This window comes from Halobacteria archaeon AArc-dxtr1 (assembly GCA_025517425.1).
Classification (GTDB): Archaea; Halobacteriota; Halobacteria; order Halobacteriales; family Natrialbaceae; genus Halostagnicola.
On record JAOPJY010000002.1, the window covers coordinates 393,564 to 413,077 of the forward strand.

Consider the following 19,514-nt stretch of genomic DNA (forward strand, 5'->3'; position numbering starts at 1 on the left):
ATCGCTTGATACTATCCAACCAGAGACCAAATCCCAGCTATAACACCGATGATGGCCATAGCTACTGTAAACCACACCACTCTATCATCTGGAACAGTCTCGATAGATTGAGACGAGATGAATACTTCGTAGACTACTCCTGCAATCATGCCGATCCCGCCAATTGAGAGAAGCACTGGGACGAGAGCTAAGCTCCCAGACACGACACTGGAGAGGCCCATCCCTCCAAGAATAGCACCACAGGCGGCTAACGATGCATAATAGAGGCATGTTTTAATCATATCCATAAAATTCGTTCCTGTCGACATATCCTTTTCCCAATGGAAGATTCGTCCCTACAGACACCGATACATTCGCATGTGTAGTGTGCAGTAGATTCACGCGAATACAGGTCTAAAGAGTAGGGATTCAACAGAGCCGTCGCTTCATTTTTGTCCCCACTGAGTCCGGATTTCCCACGATCCAGTTGGGGGGAGATGTAACGAAAAGCTTGATTTTATATCCGGGCGATGAGTGGTTATGGACGCTGCGACGTATCGGGCTCAGATCTACGATATTTTCACATCACCTACCGAAGATCTCGAACGACAAATCCACCGTGCACTCGAACTCGGGACCGAGTATCTCGACCTCTCGCTCGGATTTCTTACGCGTATTACCGCCGACAGACAGGAGATTCTTCAGACAGTCGGGGACCATCGGTTAATCCAACCTGGGGAAAGCTGTCCGCTTGAGCAGGCTTACTGTCGGCGAACCATCGATCTGGAAAGCCCACTCGCCATCCAAAACGCCACCATCTCGTCTGCCGTTTCCGAAGTGGCCGTTCAGACGTTCAATCTCGGGGCGTACATCGGAGCAAAGGTCATTGTTGATGGGGAGACCTACGGAACCGCCTGTTTTGCCGATGACAACCCACGGGACGAGTCATTTACTGATGGCGAACAGTTTTTCGTCGAACTCATCGCCAGGCTCTCCGGGCAGGCACTCGAACAACAATCGTACGAAAACCGCCTCACAGAGCGTGAAAAGCAGCTAAACGAACAGGAGGAAATCTATCGGGCCGTTGTTGATTCGAGCTTCGATTCGGTGTTCCGGACGGACACGGACGGATCGTTTACGTATGTCTCAAAAAGCGTCCGAGAGCTCCTTGGCTACTCGCCTGCGGAACTGGAGGGGCGACCGATCACAGTGACACATCCCGATGCAGAAACGACGGACTGGGCGTGGGAGAAGATTTCACAGGTGCTAGACGGGGAGCCGGCCGAAGCTCGTGATTTCCCGTTAGAGACGAAGTCCAGAGAGATCGTCTATACGGATATTCGTGGCGTTCCGATCTACGACGGGGGCGTGCCCGAGTCGGAGCGAACGCCCGACGATATTGTCGAGATCCAACTCATGGTCCGCGACGCGAGCCGCCGCCGCCAGCGAGAAGGGCTGATCAGCGTGATTAACCGCGTTCTTCGGCACAACGTTCGAACCGAGATGAGCGTTATCCGAGGGTACGCAGACATACTCTCCGATCAGCTGGATGATGAGCGGGCTGAACGGGCCGCTCTCATCTACGGCGCCGCGAGTCGGTTACACAATTTGGCTGAATCGGCCCAGCAGATCGAACAGAACCGCAATCTCTCCGTCGAGTTGGAGCCCCTGGACCTCGTTCCGGTCGTCGATCGGATCGCCGCAGAGTATCGACTCCGGCATCCGGACGGATCGATCACCGTCACTACACCAGAGACAGCCGTCGCAAAGACGCACTCGCGTGTCGAAGCGGCGCTATTCGAACTCGTCGGCAACGCCGCAAAACACGGCGGGGATCCTGCAGCGATCGATCTCGAAGTCCAGGTTACCGACGTGCAGGTTGTTATTCGTGTGAGCGACGACGGGCCTGGCCTTCCCGAGTCCGAGCGAGCCGTCTTGGAGAGCGGAGAAGAGACGCCGATGATCCACGGAGAGGGACTCGGTCTGTGGTTGAGCTACTGGCTCGTGACGACGGCAGACGGCAAAATCGAGGTCGTGGAATCCGAGACCGGGACGACGATCGAGGTTCGGTTACCGACCCCACGCTGAGTCTATCCCCGAACTGGTCAAAATCCGTGAGGAGGGTGGTTGAGAGCTGTGTGTGCAGAGACGTTGGGAACACTCTCCGTCCACCCGACGCTCGACAGAGTCCGCAAGCAGCCAGAGCACCCGCTCACCGCTCTCGTCGGCACACGTTCTGATTCCAGACGGCAGCGGGACAATTCTAGTGTCAGCAGCGACCGGCCGCTCGCTACTCCAAGAACGTCCGCGATGTGTCAGACGAGGGCGATCAGGGGCGATCTGACAGTCGACGGCGGGTGACGACCCGTTCACACTCGGGACATCGGTACGCGAGCCACGCGTCTTTCGGGCACTCGTGGACGAACAGCACCCAGTCGCCGGTTGTCGGACTCGCGTGGTCGCACTCCGGACAGAACAGCCAGTTCTTCGCAGGCCGTGTGCCCATTTCCGACTCCTGGTCGGGGTTCGCGGACATACACGCGGCTTTCGAGCCCAGGCATAAGTGTCATACCCATATACAATATTACGCCCTAATATTTGTTCATAGGAATGTGGTCGGCCTAAGTCAGTAGAATCCGGTGTCGAAGCTGACCAGCGCATCGGCGGCGCGCCTCGAGGTGGTACCTGATGACGGCGCTGAAACTGGGGCCTGCCGTGGACCTGACTTCTGCAAAACACGGGTCCGTGTATACTGGTGGGTTGTGTGTCGAATGTCGTCTCTCCGGTGGTGGGCGAGGTCCTGTCGGTACGCTAGCAGCGGCTCGACTGCGTGAAGCGCTCTCCGGTGGCGAGCTGGGCGCCGCGTTCCGCTGGGAGCGGACGGTGGCGGAGACGACGGCGGCGTTAGAAGCCATCGCGGAGCGGCGGTGACGCCTGTGAGCCGGTGGAGTGGTAGCTAGTGAGGGGCCGACGACACGTACGAGCGGCAAGACCGACCGACGAGTTGCATCCATCTGGCCGGCTAGTCTCGCCCGAGCCATGCACCCGTCCGGCCCCCAAGGGTTATCACGACCTCTGTAAATACCCACACAGAGGTCCGCTCGCACGCGCGACCCCGACGCCCATGGACCGCTACGACGAACTGTTCGACGAGACCGCCCCCGAGGGCGGGATCTTCCGCGAGAAGGGGGCACTCGACCCGCTGGCCGCGCCGACGGAGGTCATCGCCCGCGAGGCCCAAGAGCGCGAGCTGGCGACGGTTCTGAATGGCGTCGAGGAAGGGTATCTCCCGCCGACGGTCTCGGTCTACGGCCCGCCCGGCACCGGAAAGACGCTCACAACCCGGCGACTCTGCGAGGCGTTTGCCGCCCGCCACGACGCGGTGGCCGTCGAGTACGTCAATCTCAAAGAGTGTCGGAGCATCTTCAGTGCCGCCAACGAGATCTGTCTCGAGGTCAGCGGAGCGAAGGTGGGCTCCTATGCCGGGTTGGATGGCGCCTTCGAGGCGATCTGGGAGGCCCTCGAGAGCTATCCCGAGTGGACGATCCTCATCCTGGATGAGATCGACCAGATCCGCCAGGATACGAACTACGAGCCAAGCGAGTTTCTCTATCGGCTACTGCGCGGCGAGGGGAAGCTCAAACGCGAGATTGCGCTGTCGGCGTGGCTGGTGAGCAACGAGCTGTTGGAGGTCAAGCTCCGGGTGGATAGCCGCGTCGAAAGTGCGATGAGCGATGAGGACGTCTTCTTCTCGCCGTACGGCGTCGACGAGCTTACGGCAATCTGCGAACCGCGCGTCGAGCGGGCGTTTCACGAGGGGGTCGTCCCCGCGGCCGTCTTCGAGACGGGCGTCCGCGAGGCCGCCCGCCGGTGGGGCGATGCCCGCAAGGCGTTGCAGCTGTTCCGTCAGGCCGGCGAGACTGCCCGCGAGCGCGGCCTCGAGCAGGTGACGCAGGCGTGTCTTGAGGAGAACGTCGAGGCGACCGAACGCGAGGCGACGATCGAGAAACTGCTCGCGTTGCCGGAGAATCACTTTTTCGTGTTGACGGCGATCACCGGCCAAAATCGCGACGGCGAGATCAAACAGCCCGTGACGACAGCCGAGGTCCGCGAGCTGCTGCAAGCCGACGTCTATCCGACCGAGCTAAGCGGGCGGGCGATCCGGACGGTCGTCTCCGATCTCGAAACGATGGGGCTGCTCGAGACGTGGATCGAGTCCCGAGGCCGCGACGGCCGGGTCAAACAGCTGCAGACGACGTGCGACCCCCAGTGGGTGCGGGCGGCGATCGAGCTACACGCCGAGCGCACAGCCGCCGACGAGGACGCAGATATATAATTCCCTCGGCCCCAGACCGACCCATGTATATACCTTGTGTAACCGGAAATTTATGTGGCCAGAGTACGAACGGAGGGATAGCAGGGCGAGATGGACCGGGACCCGTGGTGTACCGGGTTGGCGGCCACTCCCTGTATACGTATGTCGCTATCGACTACCGCATCCGACCGAACCGATCGCGAGGAGGTGCTTGCCCTCCTCGGCGAGACCATCCAGACAACCCACAGCCGGATCCAGCAGTTCGAGGTGGATGCTGATGCGGACGAAGAGCTGGTGATCAAGTGGATCCGCGCACAGGGTTATCTCGCCGGCCAGTATCGGAAACTGCTCAAAGACGAAGATCTCGACGAGATGGCCGACGAGCTCGAGATGCTCAAAGTCGCCGAGAAAACCAAGAAGGCGTGACCGATGAGTAAACGCTCCACCAAACGCGAGATCGACAAGCTCACCGCCGAGCGCCTCGAAGCGCTCGAGCCACTGGAACGGGTCCAGATCGCCTTACGCGCACACACCCGTGGTCGCCCGGGGTGGCTCGATCGGTTAGCCGAGAGCCGACCGGCCGAGCAATCCGAGCAGGTGTTTCGTTACGGAGTGGCCGCATTGGAGCTGTGCCACTATGTCGCATACGACCTACAGACGCTGGCGCTGGAGTATGAACGCGAGCACAGGCAGTGGGCGGTCATCCTAAGTCAGATCGACGACCCGTCCGACGAGGTGATCGCATTAGCGGTCGAGGCACGGACCGCTGCGACGCAGAGCTTTGCGGTGTTGGCTGCCCAGGCGCGGGCCGCCGACCGCTTTGCCGAGGAGGTACTCGGGACCGATCTCGAGACGTGGTTCGTCCTCCACCCCCACCAGGAACGACTCGTCGAGACCGTTGGGCAGACGCTCGACAACGAAGGCGAGCGGGCAATAGCCGACCGTAAGCTGGCCGAAGGAACACTGTTCGCGGCTGAAGCGGATTCGGGGGGTGAAGATGAGGCGGCTGTCGACGGCGACGCCGAGGCGCTTACGCTGGAGGAACTCGCCGACAGCGAGTACGAGCGACTCGTCGCGATGTGGGACCAGCTCACGGACGTCGAAGACGCGGAGAGCGCTTCAACGGCTAGATGGGAGCGTTAGATGAGAGACCGACTGTGACGAGTGAGACCGATCACTGCTCTCGTGGGTCTTCGACGAACTCGTAGAGACCCCCTTTGTTTAGTCTGCGAATCCATCCTGCTGCGGTGAGATTCCGAAGGGCGTACTCTACTTGGCCTTTTTCGAGATTGGTCTCCTCGCGAAAGAACTGAGGATTTGCACGCCCCCATGGCTCATCGTTCTCTCTACCTTGCTTAATTAACTCGAGAACGATCCTCTCACGATCGTTTGGTTCGTAGTTCCGGTTTACCATTGGGCTTAATCTCTGTTGGCAAGGCATAATTCTCATCATTGGACAGGCAATTCACTAGGCAGTTTGCTTAGCAAAACATTAAGTGAATGAGGGGCAATAGCTCACCTGGGAAGTGCGTGTGTCACAGAATTCTGTGGCCCGGTGTTCCAGCACCGGACCGTACTTCTCGAGGTGTGAGAAGCAATGTCTGCTACGAAGTCAACCGGTAAAAAGGATAGTGGAGAGGAACCGTGCGACTACGACTGGTGTGACGGCCCGAGGAGCAGTTCACTCCCCTGTTTCGACTGCTTCGAATGGTTTCGAAGCGGCGAAGAGGAGGATGCGAGATGAGCGACGCTGGTTGCATACACGCAGAACGGGCACCCTCTCAGTTGTGCTCGACGCCAGAGCAGTTGTTGTTCGGACTCGTCGTCGGCTTGCCGACGAACCGCGTCGTCTGTACCGGCTGTAACGACGAACTGGGAGAGGGGGAACCCGTGACCGTTTACGGCTATCGCCCAGCCGAGTGTACGCGGTGGGATCTTCGCCGGTGTTACTGTCCAGACTGTGCGCCGGCATCGGTTCGGAGTCCGACGTTGGGTGTGGCAGAGTTGGTAGTCCGAGCGTGGCTCGGAACCATTGCGCTCCCGCGGACGCGCACCCACCGGCTGTGTCTGACCGAGATCACGATGGTGGCGTATAGCCCGTCCGAGGAGGGTACAAAGCCATGACCGACGGCACGGAGTCGTGCGCAGATCGCGTGGTAGCGCTCGAGACGACCGTCACCGAACTAGAGGCACAACTCGAGACGGCGACTAATCGGGATATCCCACTGCTGAAGGGGACCATTCGGGCGCTGGTCGGCGCCGAAATCGACGAGATCGGCGAACTGCCCGAATCCGGGCGGACGTTCAACCGCCAGGTAGAGACCCACGCCGAGCGCCTCGATGCCGTCGAAAAGCGGTTGGCGGCGCTGGGCGAGATCGATCGCGAGAAGACGACGAAAGAACAGAAGATCGCGGCCATCTGTACGTTCGCACAGAACAAACGCGGTGGGCGATCGTCGACGGTGGCCGTGACTGCCAAAGAGATTCAGGGCTGTGTCGGGGTTTCGCGACGGTATGCGTACGATCTGATCGGAGAGGTGGCCGAGGTGGTCGAGGGGGCGCGGGTGCGGGACGCTCGAGAGGTGCCGACGGCGACCGGCGTCGAACACAAAAAGAAGGCGTTGTTGATCGACTGTGAAGCGGTTCACGTCGAGAACGGTGGTGTGAACCAGTTCACCACAAGAAGTAGGGCTACTGGGGAAGCGTACGGAGGGACTGAGGAGGCAAACGTAACCGAGTAAGCAAGACGGAGCTTTCATTCAAGGATACGGCGGTGAACGCATTCGGCGGCTAGCTGTGGATGCGCTCGGTACGGCGCTCGACGGCGCTAGATGGGCTGTGTAGGCTGGGTGGTCAGCGGGAGAGAATGGTGTGGTGAACGAGTTCACAGGTTGTGCGGTACGGCCCTGAATCTCGCGGGTCTGGAGCGTGTTCGGTTTCTTTTCGCGCTTAATGGGGTACTCGAGAGACTCGCAGTCTAGTAGGGCAACTGTTTCGAGTTTTTATTCCGTCGCTTTCGGGTGTGAGAGTTCTGCGACATGTAAGTTAGGACTGCACGTTAGTCCATGGAAATGATTACGTTCCGTGACTGTATCGGCGTCTGTATGAACGCTGAGCGGATCAAGCGTGGGCTCAAAACACCCTCGCTGTTCGGTAGGGAGGTAAACAGAAAGGTCCATACTCGTTTCGGCCAACGGCTTTACAACACCGACGGGGTCGATGTTTTCAGCGAAGACTGGGACAACCTGGTCGTCCTCGATGCCTGTCGCCTCGATATGTTCGACGACCAGGTGTCTCCCCACATCGACGGCAGTCTCGAGACGCGCACTTCACGTGGATCGAGCACGGTCGAGTGGCTTGAGTCGAACGTATTCAACCGCGACCTGTCCGACACAGTATACATCACTGCAAACCCGCAGTACTACCGAAACGCGACCGATTGCGATGAGTTTCATGCCGTGATTGAGGTGTGGGATTCCGAAAGGTGGGATGACGATAGGCATACAGTTCCACCTGATGCGATGACTGACGCCATTCTGGAGGGCGCTACGGAATACCCACACAAACGTCTCCTATGTCACTATATCCAACCCCACTTCCCGTTCCTTGGCCCGACAACCCGCGATCACCCTGAACTCAACAATATACAGAATCTCGCCATCTGGAGAGATGTATTCAGTGGCGATATCAACGTCTCCGATGATGTCCTCCGTCAAGCGTTCCGCGAGACACTCGATGTGGCTGTCCCTGCGATTGTCCGTGCTGTTGATTCCCTTGAGGGAAAAACCGTATTGACAGCCGATCACGGTCAGATGATCGGAGAGCGATCAGCCCCAGTCCCAATCCGCGAGTATGGCCATCCCCGACAAACGTATACAGATAAACTCGTGACGGTGCCCTGGTTCATCTGTGAAACCGAAGCAAGACGAGAGATACACTCCGACAATTCCGAGAACGTAACTGGAATTGATAGTAAAACCGCCACCAACGTTGAAGAACGACTTGCTGACCTCGGATACGTGTGAGAAATATAGTTATTTTCGGTGTGAGGTTACCGAGTCATTATTCTTTCGCTCACGGCGTTCGATTTGTTCACAAGCCATGTCGGCCAACAGTTGTTGATTGTAGGCCGACGGTTGCGAACCATCCAAATTCTTATATTCGATTTCTTTCACCCCCTCCGGATACCCCGATGAGGGGGTAGTTTTCCACCACTCGGTATTTTCGGCTACCTTATTGTCGTTGTGGTCCCATACGCCAAGTCCGCCATCGTCATTGATGTCCCCGTTCCATGTCATTGTTCTTCCCTCTGATAACTCACGATGAAACATGCCCTATCTTCAACGACGCCGATGGTCCCGGTAGACCACATCTGTAACTTATCAAAGAAAAACCACGACGCATCTAGATTGAGTTCAATCCAGCCCGTATCTCAGGTGTGACTTGAAAACATACTAGTCCCCGTCGTGAAGTCGTCGCGGATCGATTCAATAACCTCGAAATCATCATCTCTAACCAATGGCCTTATCTCGTAATCGTCTCCTCCGTCCCCTCCGGATGTCTCCACATCTGCGATTAGACGCCCGTAAAAGGTGATATCGTCAGTGTCTGGAATAGTGACTATTATCGGAATAAAGCGCCCTGCCTTTGCCAGTTATCATCTGACACATCGTTTACCTCCCCCACGCCAACTGACTGGTAGACAATTCGGTGACTGTCATTGATCAGTAGACGCTCTGTACTTACCGAAGTAGTTTATCTCGAGATATCCACGCGATGAGCCGCGATCAGGCCGCGATGGGCCACGACGTGACCGTGCTGACAGTGCGCCACGACCAGTTGCTGCCCGCGATCGAGGCGCGAGCCGGTTATAGGGTGGTGCGACCCCGTTGCGAAGCCCCCCGGAAACGATCTCAGCTCCGACCTGACACAGTATCTGCGACGGATCGATGACGTTGACGCATTTGTGCCCGACTGCACACGATTCAGTGTCCGAGAGTGGAACCGTCCAGCTGAGAAGGGCGTTCAGTTGGGAGGAGAAAGTGATGGAGACGACAGCGGCGTTAGGCGAGATCGCGGTCCGAGCGAGGATCGGTTGTTACGGCTGGCGAGTAAGTTTCGTCGCTCCCTCGGCACTCTCTCAGGGCCCCGAGACAGCGGGGATGAACCGATTCATCCAATAAGTATGTCCTGCTTCCCATCAATTCCTGCATTAGCGTGACTCCCCCCTTCGATCGTATTGGACCGCAATCGATAAGATCACTCTCCGGTAGCTAGGGATATGAGTCAGGATTCCGGTCTGGATCGTGCCTTGCGAAACTCCCGCCTGTACGGGCGTCTCAGCGACGCCAGCGAGGAGTCCGGGACGGAATCCGAGACCGACCCGTCGACCGTGCGATCGTTGCTCACCAGCTCGCGGCTCTACGCGTGGTTCTCGGCGGCGTGGCAGTTCGGTGCCTCGAGCACTGTTGCCGGCTTCCTCAATGACAAACGTGTGTTGCTAGCGAGTACACTCGTGTTCGTCCTGATTAGTCTCGTGCGCATTCTCACGTCGGGGCTACACGTGACCGTCCGCTTCCTGAGTTTCGCGTTGCTGGCGGTCGCGTTGCTCGTACTCGTCTGGCCATACACCAAGCCGTTGGCGTACGACTAGCTCCCAGCGCTGGAGCACCGGGGCGGCGAAGACGAGCAAGAGGAGGACGAACGGGATTCTGTGGCGGACATTCGTCCCGAAGTTCGAGTTGATGAGTCCGTAGCCGGTAATGCCCGCGAGGTAGACGACGAGTAGTGTAACCAAGGCGACCTCGTCGGTCTCGCAGGCGGAGAGGCTCGAGACGAACGCGAGGAGGTGAAGGGCGGACTCGACGGGCAAGGGAAACGTGGCATACGTTCTGGAGAGGGACACGTTCGGGGGAGTGATGAGAAGGCGGTCGTAGAGACAGAGCGAACCTAATTACGCTCAAAAACCCCATCAGAACGCATTTTCTGTTCCCATTTGGCGAACACGAACGCGTTCCATAGAAATTGTTCGTAATCTCGTGAACCTGTATCATGCTCCTCGTAGACGTCAAGAATCTGTTGTGAGTCGAGTAACTCGGTTTCAAGCCCAGCAATCGATGTTTCGAACTCGTCCGCGAGATCACTCTTAAACCATTCACCGATAGGCATGTCGAATCCTTGCTTTTCCCTGTTGAGAATCGGATCCGGCAGTAAATCGTTAAATGCCGCTTTCAGCACCCGTTTCCTCGATTGGCGGGTGATTTTGTATTCGACGGGCAGTCCGAGTGCGTAGTCGACCATGGATTGATCGAGGAATGGGACCCTCACTTCCAGTGAATTCAACATGCTCGCCGTGTCGACCTTCTGTAACATCTGGTTTGGGAGGCCAAAACGGGTATCAACGGCGAGGATCTGACTAAGCGAGTCGCGCCGTTCTTCCGGAAGGGTGGCATGAGCGTCTTCGTGTGCCTCACGAAATGCTGACACACCGCTTTTTTCGGGATCATGTCCGGTGTATACGTCACTGACACTATCATCTGAGCGCCGAACCAGTTGGAAGTGACGTTTGGCGGTTTCGTCGGCGTTCGTCGCGACGAATCGCTGTCCCTTCCGGATCAGTTCGCCGAATTCGTTCGACCGGGTCGCAGGGAGCGATTCGATCGCTGGTTTGATCAAAGATGTCCGGAGTGATCGAGGGAGCTTGCGATAGTACGACGAATAGTACTCGCCGACGTATCGGTTGTATCCGGCGAAGAGTTCGTCGGCACCATCGCCGGAGAGAGTGACAGTCACTTCGTTGCTCGCTCGGTTGGACACGACGTAGGTCGGGAGCAGGGAGGGATCCCCGAACGGTTGCCCCAGTTTGGACAGGACCTCGGGGATTGACTCGCGAATCGTTTCCGGTGAGACCGTGAATTCGTGGTGGTCGGTGTCGTGGTACTCTGCTACCGTACGGGCGAACGAGGACTCATCGAAGAGGCCCTTATCGAACCGAACCGAGAACGTCTGAACGGGATCAGCTGAGAGTTCCGACATTAGCCCCACGATTATCGACGAATCGATGCCTCCGCTCAGGAACGCCCCTAATGGGACATCACTCATCAATCGCTTTTCGACGGCTTCAGTCATCCGCTTCCGGAGTTCTGACGTTGCGGTGTCGAACGACACGTTCCGCGACTGCACCGACGTGTTCGTGAATCGTCGCGTCTCGAACTCTCCGTCCTCGAGCGTGAGCAACTCACCAGGGCGGAGACTTCGAACGTTCTCGAACACCGTGTTCGGTGCCGGAACGTACCCCAGCGCAAAATACTGCGATACGGCGGTTTCGTCGAGTGAACCCGGATCGATCGACGACGAGAGGAGCGCCGGGAGCTCCGATCCAAACGCAACGTGTTCACCGTCATCACCGACGAACAGCGGTTTGATTCCCATCGAATCACGCGCGAGCAACAAGCGTTCATCGTCGCGGTCCCAGAGGGCGAAAGCGAACATTCCCTCGAGTCGGTCGACGAACGCTTCTCCCTCTTCCTCGTACAGATGAACGAGGACTTCGGTGTCCGTATCAGTGCTGAATTGATGTCCGTCGCGGACGAGGGATTCTCGAAGTTCGGAGTAGTTGTACATCTCGCCGTTAAAGATGACGACGATGGACTCGTCTTCGTTGTAGATCGGCTGTTGGCCCGACTCGATTCCGATAATGCTGAGTCGGCGATGTGCGAGGCCGACCGGTCCCTCCCGAAAGTACCCTTCTTCGTCGGGACCTCGGTGCTCAACGCACTCGTTCATTCGAGTTAGCATCGAAGAAGATGGGGGATCAGTTGCCGAATATACGCCCGAGATTCCACACATGTACGTATGTCTCGGATTCGGCTGCTGATATATAAACCACTTGTTGGAACCGCTCTAGGTCCGGCATAGATCTGAGCGGGTGCTCGTCATCGAGCGACTGATGACCGGAAGATAAATCGAATCTGGAATGGGAACCAGTACAGATCGCGATTCGGATAGTAACGGCGTCTCGAAAAACTCCTGACTCTATTGACGGTTGACTATGTGATGATACAGGTCCGGTGGAGAGGGAGAACGGACGGTACTACGGGAGACCATCGAGGGATCGCGACTATTTCAGGGATTAAACACGGTATGGTGATAGTAGGCGCCCAGTACGATGATGCGGCTGTTGAACGACCAGCGCGTACTGTTGGCCAGCGTGGTGGTGTTTACGCTAGTGAGTCTCGGACGGGTGCTCTTTTCGGGATTACACGTGACCGTCCGCTTCCTGAGTTTCGCGTTGCTGGCGGTCGCGTTGCTCGTACTCGTCTGGCCATACACCAAGCCGTTGGCGTACGACTAGCTCCCAGCGCTGGAGCACCGGGGCGGCGAAGACGAGCAAGAGGAGGACGAACGGGATTCTGTGGCGGACATTCGTCCCGAAGTTCGAGTTGATGAGTCCGTAGCCGGTGATTCCCGCAAGGAAGACGACAAGTAGTGTGACCAAGACGACCTCATCCGTCTCACACTCGTACAATGATCGGGCGGCTGCGACGACGAAGACGATGATGTAGACGCTCGAGACGAACGCCAGCAGGTGGAAGGTAGTTTCGACGTGTAGCGGGAAGGGGGCAAACAGAAAGTAGATCGCGCGACCCGGTGCAGCGACGATGAAGTCGAGCCAGGATCTGTACTGCATGCCTTCGAGGTAGGCCGCACCACCACTCGTTCTGTACGAGAGTTCGGCGTTGACGCGATCGAAGGAGTACATGTACTCGGCGAAGAGGGCGAAGGCGAGGGCGCCGAGAGCGCCGGCTGTGGCGATCAGCGAAGCGAAGCTCGCCTCAATGTCGAGAGCGTCGTAGAGGAGGAGTGTGACTCCGGCGAGCAAGCCAAGCAGAAGAACCATTCCCCACTCCGGTCGGAGGAGGTAGGTTGCGGCGAGAAAACAGATGAGAGGTGCACCCATCCAGTAATCGCATTCAGTTAACACGTGGACGATGAGTGCGAGCGAATAGAAGACGGCGAACACCGTGAGAGCGTCTCGCATCGGGATCGTCAGAAAGAGAAATGGCAGGGGCAAGAAAAGAATGAGGGCTGTGAGTCCGTGGGTGCTTCGCAACTGGTCACCATACAGTTTGGCTGCGAGATACACTGCTGGAAGTGGGAGTAGTACTGCGAGAAGGCTGTTGACGACCGAGACAACCCTTGTGTCGACGCCGAACAACAGATACAGGAAGCCTTGGAACGTCCCAAATGCGGTAACCGTCACTGAGGCGTCCGGAAGCCCGCCATCTTGCAACGCGAGCGCGGCACCATGAAAATTACCAATATCCCATCTGTACGGAACAACTGGAAGCACAAAATAGGTGACGAGGAGGTGACCACACAGTGCAAGGAGAGCCACATAGAAATAGAATCGACTTACGCGTAACAAACGCGCAAAAAAGAGGAAGAGGAGGAATACAACAACTACGCTAAGCACAAGTCCTAGCTATCATATTCGAATATATAGTGTTCGTGGTTTCTCTTGAATAGGACCTGCCATCTACTCAATCCATGGGAAAGTCAATTAATTTAAAACTGGCGAGTGTTTTTGCAGTCGATTTTCTCTAATGATACTATTCCAGGAAATGATTTCATGATCAAAGGTAAGACTGTCGACTTCTTGATATTCTGACAGCAGTCGGCGGGTTAAAATACCATCTCAAAGTCACAACTATGATATGAGATAGGCAACAAACACGAATAAATGTTGATCCAGAACGATACTATTCTGAGGCGTATTTGTAATAGATCGCCACCAAAGTTACAATCTGCCGCAATTTCCTTAATTGGATGTGAAATTAAGCGCGAGAGATATATTATCAGTGGATTGATTCAGTAGTTATTCGGAGTGTTATATTAATATAACAATTCAACATGATGCGTATTGGAAATAGCTCTCAAGCAAATTATAGTGAAGATAGCCAAGCAAACGCACCCACTGATTTAGCATACATAATTAATGCACTTTATGTGGGTGGTGCCGAGGTCGGGATGTGTCGGCTGCTTAATGGTCTTGAGGCAGACAAATACAATGTGACGGTAATAGCGCTTAATGGGCATAGCGAGGATTTGACCGATCGTATTCCTTCATGGGTGACGGTTTATGATCTACAAATCACTGACAATCCAAGTATATCTGCCATTCGAAAACTGTGGTCAACTGCACGGAGCGCAGATGTGATTGTTGGTTCTCTTTACCACTCTGTGATGATTGCTCGCCTTTCTGGACTGTTAAATCAAAAGTCCACCATCGCCACTTGGCAACATATTGAGGAGTTTAAGACAGATAACAGGCGGAAAATTATTGGCCTGACAAACAGATTGAGTGATACAGTAATCGCCGATTCGGAACCTGTTGCAGAGATGTACCGAAGCGAGTTCGAAGTGGATGAGGAGTTTGTAAAAACAGTACCGATTGCTGGAGTACGACTCGACAACTACACCCCGCGACAGCACCAAAGCAGGGAGACAGTGGTTGTTGGCAGTGTTGGACGACTAGTTCCTCAGAAGAATTACGAGGCTCTAGTCAAAATAGCCGAAGAGTTATCCACGGAGGATATTGTGTTCCGGATAGCGGGCGACGGTCCAAAACGAACTGAGTTCGAGACGATGATCGAGGACAGAAACCTCGAAAATATTGAGTTTGTCGGTGAAGTCACAGACGTACCAGAATTCCTCTCTGAAGTTGACATCTACGTCCAGCCATCTCGGTGGGAGGGGCTCTGCATGACTGTGATCGAAGCAATGGCTGCTGGGCTACCAGTAGTGGGGAGTACTGTCGGTGGAATAGAACGAAACGTCGAAGAGGGTGCATCTGGATTTTTGTATGAACCACACGACACAACAGGGTTTAGATCCGGGATCGAAACGCTTGCAGCTGATCCAGATCTCAGAACACAGTTTGGGGAGCGTGGGCGATCGATCGTCGCAGAATCGTTCACACAGGAAGTGCTTGTAGCTGAATTTGAAAACGCTATTCAACAGGCATAGTAGATGGAATTTGACCTCGAGATTGCATCTGAAGCGTGGAGAGAGTCAGTAACCAAGGACTGGAAAATCTTTGTACAACCGGATAGTCTAGTTAATTAGCCGGAAAAGAGCCCGTTTTAGTGATCTAGCATATTCGTACTGTGGGCCAGAACAGAGAAGATAGACATAATATTTCCGAACAAATGGATTGTACACAATAGCTCGCATAAACGACCTCCTCGCTTGTGCGTAGTATCCGTTAACCAGCGCCGAATAGCCGAGTTGGAAACGAAGGCCTGCTAAGCCCGCTCGCGTCTCCATCGTCGATGCTGCTCGGTTGGTAATCTGCTCACGAACTACAGGGAACGAGACGTTCCGCTTTGGTTCGAACGAAGAACTAATCTGTCCACCTTCGTTGTGACGAACCACCAGTGGCTTCTGAAGCGTCGTAAAATCGGCTTCTTCAGAGACCCGGAGATACCATTCCCAGTCTTGCCACGCAGGTAATTCGGGATCTGGCAACCCAACCGAAGAGAGTAGTTCTTGTGCAACGACGACTGAAGAGAAGGTTCCAATCAGATTTTTTCGGAGCAATCCCGACTTAATCTGCTCAGCATCTGGCGCCTCTCTGATTGCGTTTATACGACCATCGCCGTCGACTTGCTGGACACCCGTGGAGGAAAACGTTGCTCCCGTCCGTTGCAACTGTTCTATTTGCAGTTCGAGCTTCTTCGGACGCCACTCGTCATCGGAATCAAGAAATGCAACATACTCACCGGACGAAGCTTCGATCCCCGAAATCCGGGCTGCATTTCCGCCTTGGTTTGTAGCGTGGCGTACAGTCTCCACCGTATCTAACTCGTTTGGAAACGAAACCTGCGTCTGTAGTGGCGGTTCTGACCCGTCGTCGACCAACACTAGCTCGACATTATCGTAAGTTTGAGCGGAGACTGAATCAATAGCTCTCTGCACGAGCTCATGACGATTGTATGCTGGAATAATGACTGAGACGAGTGGACCGCACATATTTCAGTTAACCATAGAGATCAACCTGAATCTATCGGAGTTGTTTATACAACAGGCTATAGACTTCATGCATATTTATACACTGAATATAAGGACTACTTGTCTCGAACCCGGAACAATAGCTATGCAGTAGCCGTAAAGTTGTGACCTTCCACGAGAGTTCACTACCAACCGAGAGGACCGTACCGATTAGATTTTAACAGATTATCGATAAACGCTGGGTAGTACGGTATCGATATGTCTACTACTGATTCAGGATCTACCTCGCGAAGCGAGAAAATCGAGGCCATACGCGAGGTCGCCCGATACAATCCAAAGCTCACCGCACTCGTCATCGTTCTCAGTCTGATCGCCGCCGCTCTCGAGGGCGTTGGACTGAGTTTTATTCTACCGATTATCGAGATCGTCCAGCTCGATGATCCAACAGCGGAAGCAGACGGTCTACTAGGTGCGTTTGTCACTGTATATTCGGCGCTTGGCGTCCCGTTCTCGCTCGGATACGTCGTCATTGGTGTCGCGGCCGTAATGACGATACGGTATACCACGAGTTTCATCGTCGCGTGGTTCAGTTACGCGCTTCGGTACGACTACATTCGGGACAAGCAATCCCAGGCATACGAGAGCGCGCTGGATGCACGAATCTCGTACTTCGACGACGAGGGCTCTGACGAGATCCTAAACACGATTATCACGGAGACGAAGTATGGGGGAAAAGCGATTCAGAACCTCATCCGGTTCGTCGAGAAATTGTTCCTCTCGCTCGTCTACTTGCTGATTGCCCTGGTGATCTCTCCGGTTCTGACGCTCGTTGCAATTCTGATCCTTGGCTTTTTGACGGTGTTTCTCCGGTACGTCGTCGAACCAGGGTACGAACTCGGTGAACAGGTAGCTGAGGGGAATGAACGGCGTCACGAGGCGGCCCAAGCGGGAACGCAGGGCATTCGTGATGTTCGTATTTTTGGGCTCGCAAGCGAATTTCGTCAGAACTTCACTGACGCAATCGACCAGTTTACGAACTCGAAAGTCTCCCTCAAGCGAAACGAAGCGGCGATCGACAACTTCTACCAGCTCGGCGTTGCCGTCTCCGTCTTCGTGCTCATCTATCTAGCACTCACGTTCGCGGACCTCACCGTCGGTGCCCTCGGAGTCTTTCTCTTTGCGATGTACCAGCTCGGACCGAAAGTGAGCCAGCTGAATAGTTATTACTACAAACTCGAGAACACCCTCCCACACCTCGTCCGCACTGAACGATTCATTGCCGAACTCGAGTCCCGCAAAGAGATCAACGATCCCACTCGAGAGGTTCCAGAAACGATCGACCGCGTTGAGTGCGAAGAGATCCGGTTTTCGTATAATGGCGACGAAGACGTGATTCGTGGACTCGATTTCGAGGTCGAAAAAGGGGAGTTCGTCGCCTTCGTCGGCCAGTCGGGAGCCGGGAAATCGACGCTCGTCTCGCTGTTCTTGCGAATGTACGAACTCGACGGCGGCGAGATTCGAGCGGACGGCGTCCCCATCAGTGAGATGGATGTCGACGAGTGGCGGGAGCGAGTTGCGGTCGTTCGGCAAAACCCGTTCATTTTCAACGATACGCTCGAGTACAACCTGACGATCGGAAACCGCGACGCGACGCGAACCGAAATCGATCGGGCAGTCGAAATCGCGAAAGTGGACGAGTTCCTCGACGATATGCCAAAGGGGTACGACACGGTGCTCGGTGATGAGGGGGTTCGCCTGTCCGGCGGACAGAAACAGCGTGTCTCTCTTGCGCGGGCCTTGCTCGAAGAGGCCGAACTGTTGGTCTTGGACGAGGCAACCAGTGACTTGGATTCGAACCTCGAACAAGAGGTGCAGGCTGCAATCGAAGCGATGGAACGGGACTATGCAATGATCGCGATTGCACACAGGTTGTCGACGGTGGAGAACGCTGATCGAATCTACACGATGGAAGACGGCGAAGTCGTCGAGGTTGGGACCCATAGCGAGTTGATCGAGAGTGGTGGCCAATATTCGACGTTGTATGGGATTCAGTCGTAGGCGACTATGAAGGGGGCAAGCACATCCATTATTGGTACAGCATAGATGAAGAAACCGTAAGAGATGGAAACGGTGAAGCCGTAACGAAACCTGTGACACCAAAATGTAAATTAAACCATAAGTTCTCGCAGGCATGACCGATAGAATTTCATCATTCACACCCCGTGAGTGGTTATGGAGCTAACTGGACGCCGCTTCCTTGTTACCGGTGGGCAAGGTTTCATCGGGTCTCGTCTCACAGAAGTGTTGCTCGAGCACGGAAATTCAGTTGTTGTTGCTGACGATCTCTCGAATAGTACCTCAGCGCAGCTCCCGGACGAAGCGGTGTTTCAAAAGATAGATCTCACCGACTCCAAGGCCGTGGAAGCGCTCTTCGACGACGAGTTCGACGGCGTGTTTCACTTCGCGGCACGAAAGGATCCGAACGACGACGCCCCACGCGAGCAGTTCGCCGAAAACACGACGATGACGCACCTGCTGCTCGAACAGTGTCGTCAGTCGGGCGTCGAGAACTTCGTGTACGCATCTTCGTCGACAGTCTACGGCGAGGCACCGAGACCGACACCGGAAGATTACGCGCCACTGGAGCCGATCAGCGTCTACGGGGCCAGCAAACTTGGAGACGAGGGGTTGGTGTCGACGTACGCCCACTCGCACGGACTGACGACGTGGGCGTTTCGGTTTGCGAACGTCGTTGGGCCAGGTCTTCGAGGCGCGGTGATCCCTGACTTCATTGAGAAATTACGCGACGATCCGGTGACACTGACGATCCTCGGAGACGGTCGCCAGGAGAAGTCCTATCTTCACCGCAGCGATTGCGTTGACGCGATGTGCTACGCGGTCGAGCACGCAGATGAAGCAGCTCCGAATCGGGCACACCACACGTTCAATCTCGGGACGCGAACGACGACCTCCGTAGATCGAATCGCCAAGATCGTCGCGGACGTTCTCGGACTGGATCCCGAGTATGAGTACACCGGTGGTGATCGCGGTTGGACCGGTGACGTTCCGAAGATGCGTCTTTCAGTGGAAAAATTGGCGGCATTGGGGTGGGAACCGAAGTTAGAGAGTGATGAAGCTGTAAGGGTTGCAGCTGGAGAACTCGCTGAGGAGATCTGAGCTTAAACGCCTCCAACCGCTACTGCCAAAA

16 protein-coding genes and 1 pseudogene are annotated in these 19,514 nt (G+C 55.6%); 10 read left to right on the forward strand and 7 right to left on the reverse strand.

Features of this window, described 5'->3' with window-relative positions; translation table 11 throughout:
* Positions 1-11: 11 nt before the first annotated feature.
* The gene (locus OB905_10780) at positions 12-308 is read right to left on the reverse strand and encodes a hypothetical protein (protein ID MCU4926463.1); all 297 of its coding nucleotides are present in this window, start codon (positions 306-308) and stop codon (positions 12-14) included.
* A gap of 211 nt (positions 309-519) precedes the next feature.
* Between OB905_10780 and OB905_10785 the strand changes: the two genes are divergently transcribed.
* The gene (locus tag OB905_10785; protein MCU4926464.1) at positions 520-2,067 is read left to right on the forward strand and encodes an ATP-binding protein; all 1,548 of its coding nucleotides are present in this window, start codon (positions 520-522) and stop codon (positions 2,065-2,067) included.
* A 241-nt stretch (positions 2,068-2,308) separates the two neighbouring features.
* Here OB905_10785 and OB905_10790 read toward each other — a convergent pair whose 3' ends face one another.
* Positions 2,309-2,515: a hypothetical protein gene (locus OB905_10790; GenBank protein ID MCU4926465.1), complete on the reverse strand. Its 207-nt coding sequence runs from the start codon at positions 2,513-2,515 to the stop codon at positions 2,309-2,311.
* Positions 2,516-3,103: 588 nt separating this feature from the next.
* On the opposite strand from OB905_10790, the gene OB905_10795 reads away from it, so the two are divergent.
* The 3 genes from OB905_10795 (at position 3,104) to OB905_10805 (ending at position 5,437) form a co-directional block, all read left to right on the forward strand.
* Positions 3,104-4,315: an AAA family ATPase gene (locus OB905_10795; GenBank protein MCU4926466.1), complete on the forward strand. Its 1,212-nt coding sequence runs from the start codon at positions 3,104-3,106 to the stop codon at positions 4,313-4,315.
* 141 nt (positions 4,316-4,456) lie between these two features.
* Complete coding sequence (locus OB905_10800) at positions 4,457-4,720, forward strand: hypothetical protein (GenBank protein ID MCU4926467.1); 264 nt, start codon at positions 4,457-4,459, stop codon at positions 4,718-4,720.
* A 3-nt stretch (positions 4,721-4,723) separates the two neighbouring features.
* Positions 4,724-5,437 (forward strand): hypothetical protein, encoded by a 714-nt coding sequence (locus OB905_10805; GenBank protein ID MCU4926468.1) that lies wholly within the window; start codon positions 4,724-4,726, stop codon positions 5,435-5,437.
* 31 nt (positions 5,438-5,468) lie between these two features.
* Here the strand turns inward: OB905_10805 and OB905_10810 are convergent, their stop codons facing one another.
* Positions 5,469-5,708: a MarR family transcriptional regulator gene (locus OB905_10810; GenBank protein MCU4926469.1), complete on the reverse strand. Its 240-nt coding sequence runs from the start codon at positions 5,706-5,708 to the stop codon at positions 5,469-5,471.
* Between the two features lie 706 nt (positions 5,709-6,414).
* Between OB905_10810 and OB905_10815 the strand changes: the two genes are divergently transcribed.
* From OB905_10815 to OB905_10825, 3 genes and pseudogenes are all read left to right on the forward strand, one after another.
* Entirely contained in the window at positions 6,415-7,035 is a 621-nt protein-coding gene (locus OB905_10815) for a hypothetical protein (protein MCU4926470.1), read from the forward strand.
* Between the two features lie 363 nt (positions 7,036-7,398).
* Positions 7,399-8,319, forward strand: coding sequence for a hypothetical protein (locus OB905_10820; GenBank protein ID MCU4926471.1), 921 nt, complete (start codon positions 7,399-7,401; stop codon positions 8,317-8,319).
* 742 nt (positions 8,320-9,061) lie between these two features.
* A pseudogene (locus OB905_10825) lies at positions 9,062-9,233 on the forward strand (glycosyltransferase family 1 protein).
* A 618-nt stretch (positions 9,234-9,851) separates the two neighbouring features.
* On the opposite strand, the gene OB905_10830 reads toward OB905_10825, so the two are convergent.
* The 3 genes from OB905_10830 to OB905_10840 form a co-directional block, all read right to left on the reverse strand.
* A complete protein-coding gene (locus OB905_10830) occupies positions 9,852-10,166 on the reverse strand; it encodes a hypothetical protein (GenBank protein ID MCU4926472.1) in 315 nt (104 codons plus the stop codon).
* Between the two features lie 77 nt (positions 10,167-10,243).
* Complete coding sequence (gene asnB / locus OB905_10835; GenBank protein ID MCU4926473.1) at positions 10,244-12,079, reverse strand: asparagine synthase (glutamine-hydrolyzing); 1,836 nt, start codon at positions 12,077-12,079, stop codon at positions 10,244-10,246.
* 472 nt (positions 12,080-12,551) lie between these two features.
* Positions 12,552-13,586 (reverse strand): hypothetical protein, encoded by a 1,035-nt coding sequence (locus tag OB905_10840; GenBank protein ID MCU4926474.1) that lies wholly within the window; start codon positions 13,584-13,586, stop codon positions 12,552-12,554.
* 716 nt (positions 13,587-14,302) lie between these two features.
* On the opposite strand from OB905_10840, the gene OB905_10845 reads away from it, so the two are divergent.
* Positions 14,303-15,322, forward strand: a complete 1,020-nt coding sequence (locus OB905_10845) for a glycosyltransferase family 4 protein (protein MCU4926475.1) — start codon at positions 14,303-14,305, stop codon at positions 15,320-15,322.
* An 87-nt stretch (positions 15,323-15,409) separates the two neighbouring features.
* On the opposite strand, the gene OB905_10850 is transcribed toward OB905_10845, so the two are convergent.
* Positions 15,410-16,327 carry a glycosyltransferase gene (locus OB905_10850; GenBank protein MCU4926476.1) on the reverse strand — a complete coding sequence of 306 codons (918 nt, stop codon included), beginning with the start codon at positions 16,325-16,327 and terminating at the stop codon, positions 15,410-15,412.
* 237 nt (positions 16,328-16,564) lie between these two features.
* Between OB905_10850 and OB905_10855 the strand changes: the two genes are divergently transcribed.
* Both OB905_10855 and OB905_10860 read left to right on the forward strand, forming a co-directional pair.
* Positions 16,565-18,364, forward strand: coding sequence for an ABC transporter ATP-binding protein/permease (locus tag OB905_10855; GenBank protein ID MCU4926477.1), 1,800 nt, complete (start codon positions 16,565-16,567; stop codon positions 18,362-18,364).
* A gap of 174 nt (positions 18,365-18,538) precedes the next feature.
* Entirely contained in the window at positions 18,539-19,483 is a 945-nt protein-coding gene (locus tag OB905_10860) for an NAD-dependent epimerase/dehydratase family protein (GenBank protein MCU4926478.1), read from the forward strand.
* The last annotated feature ends 31 nt before the right edge of the window (positions 19,484-19,514 follow it).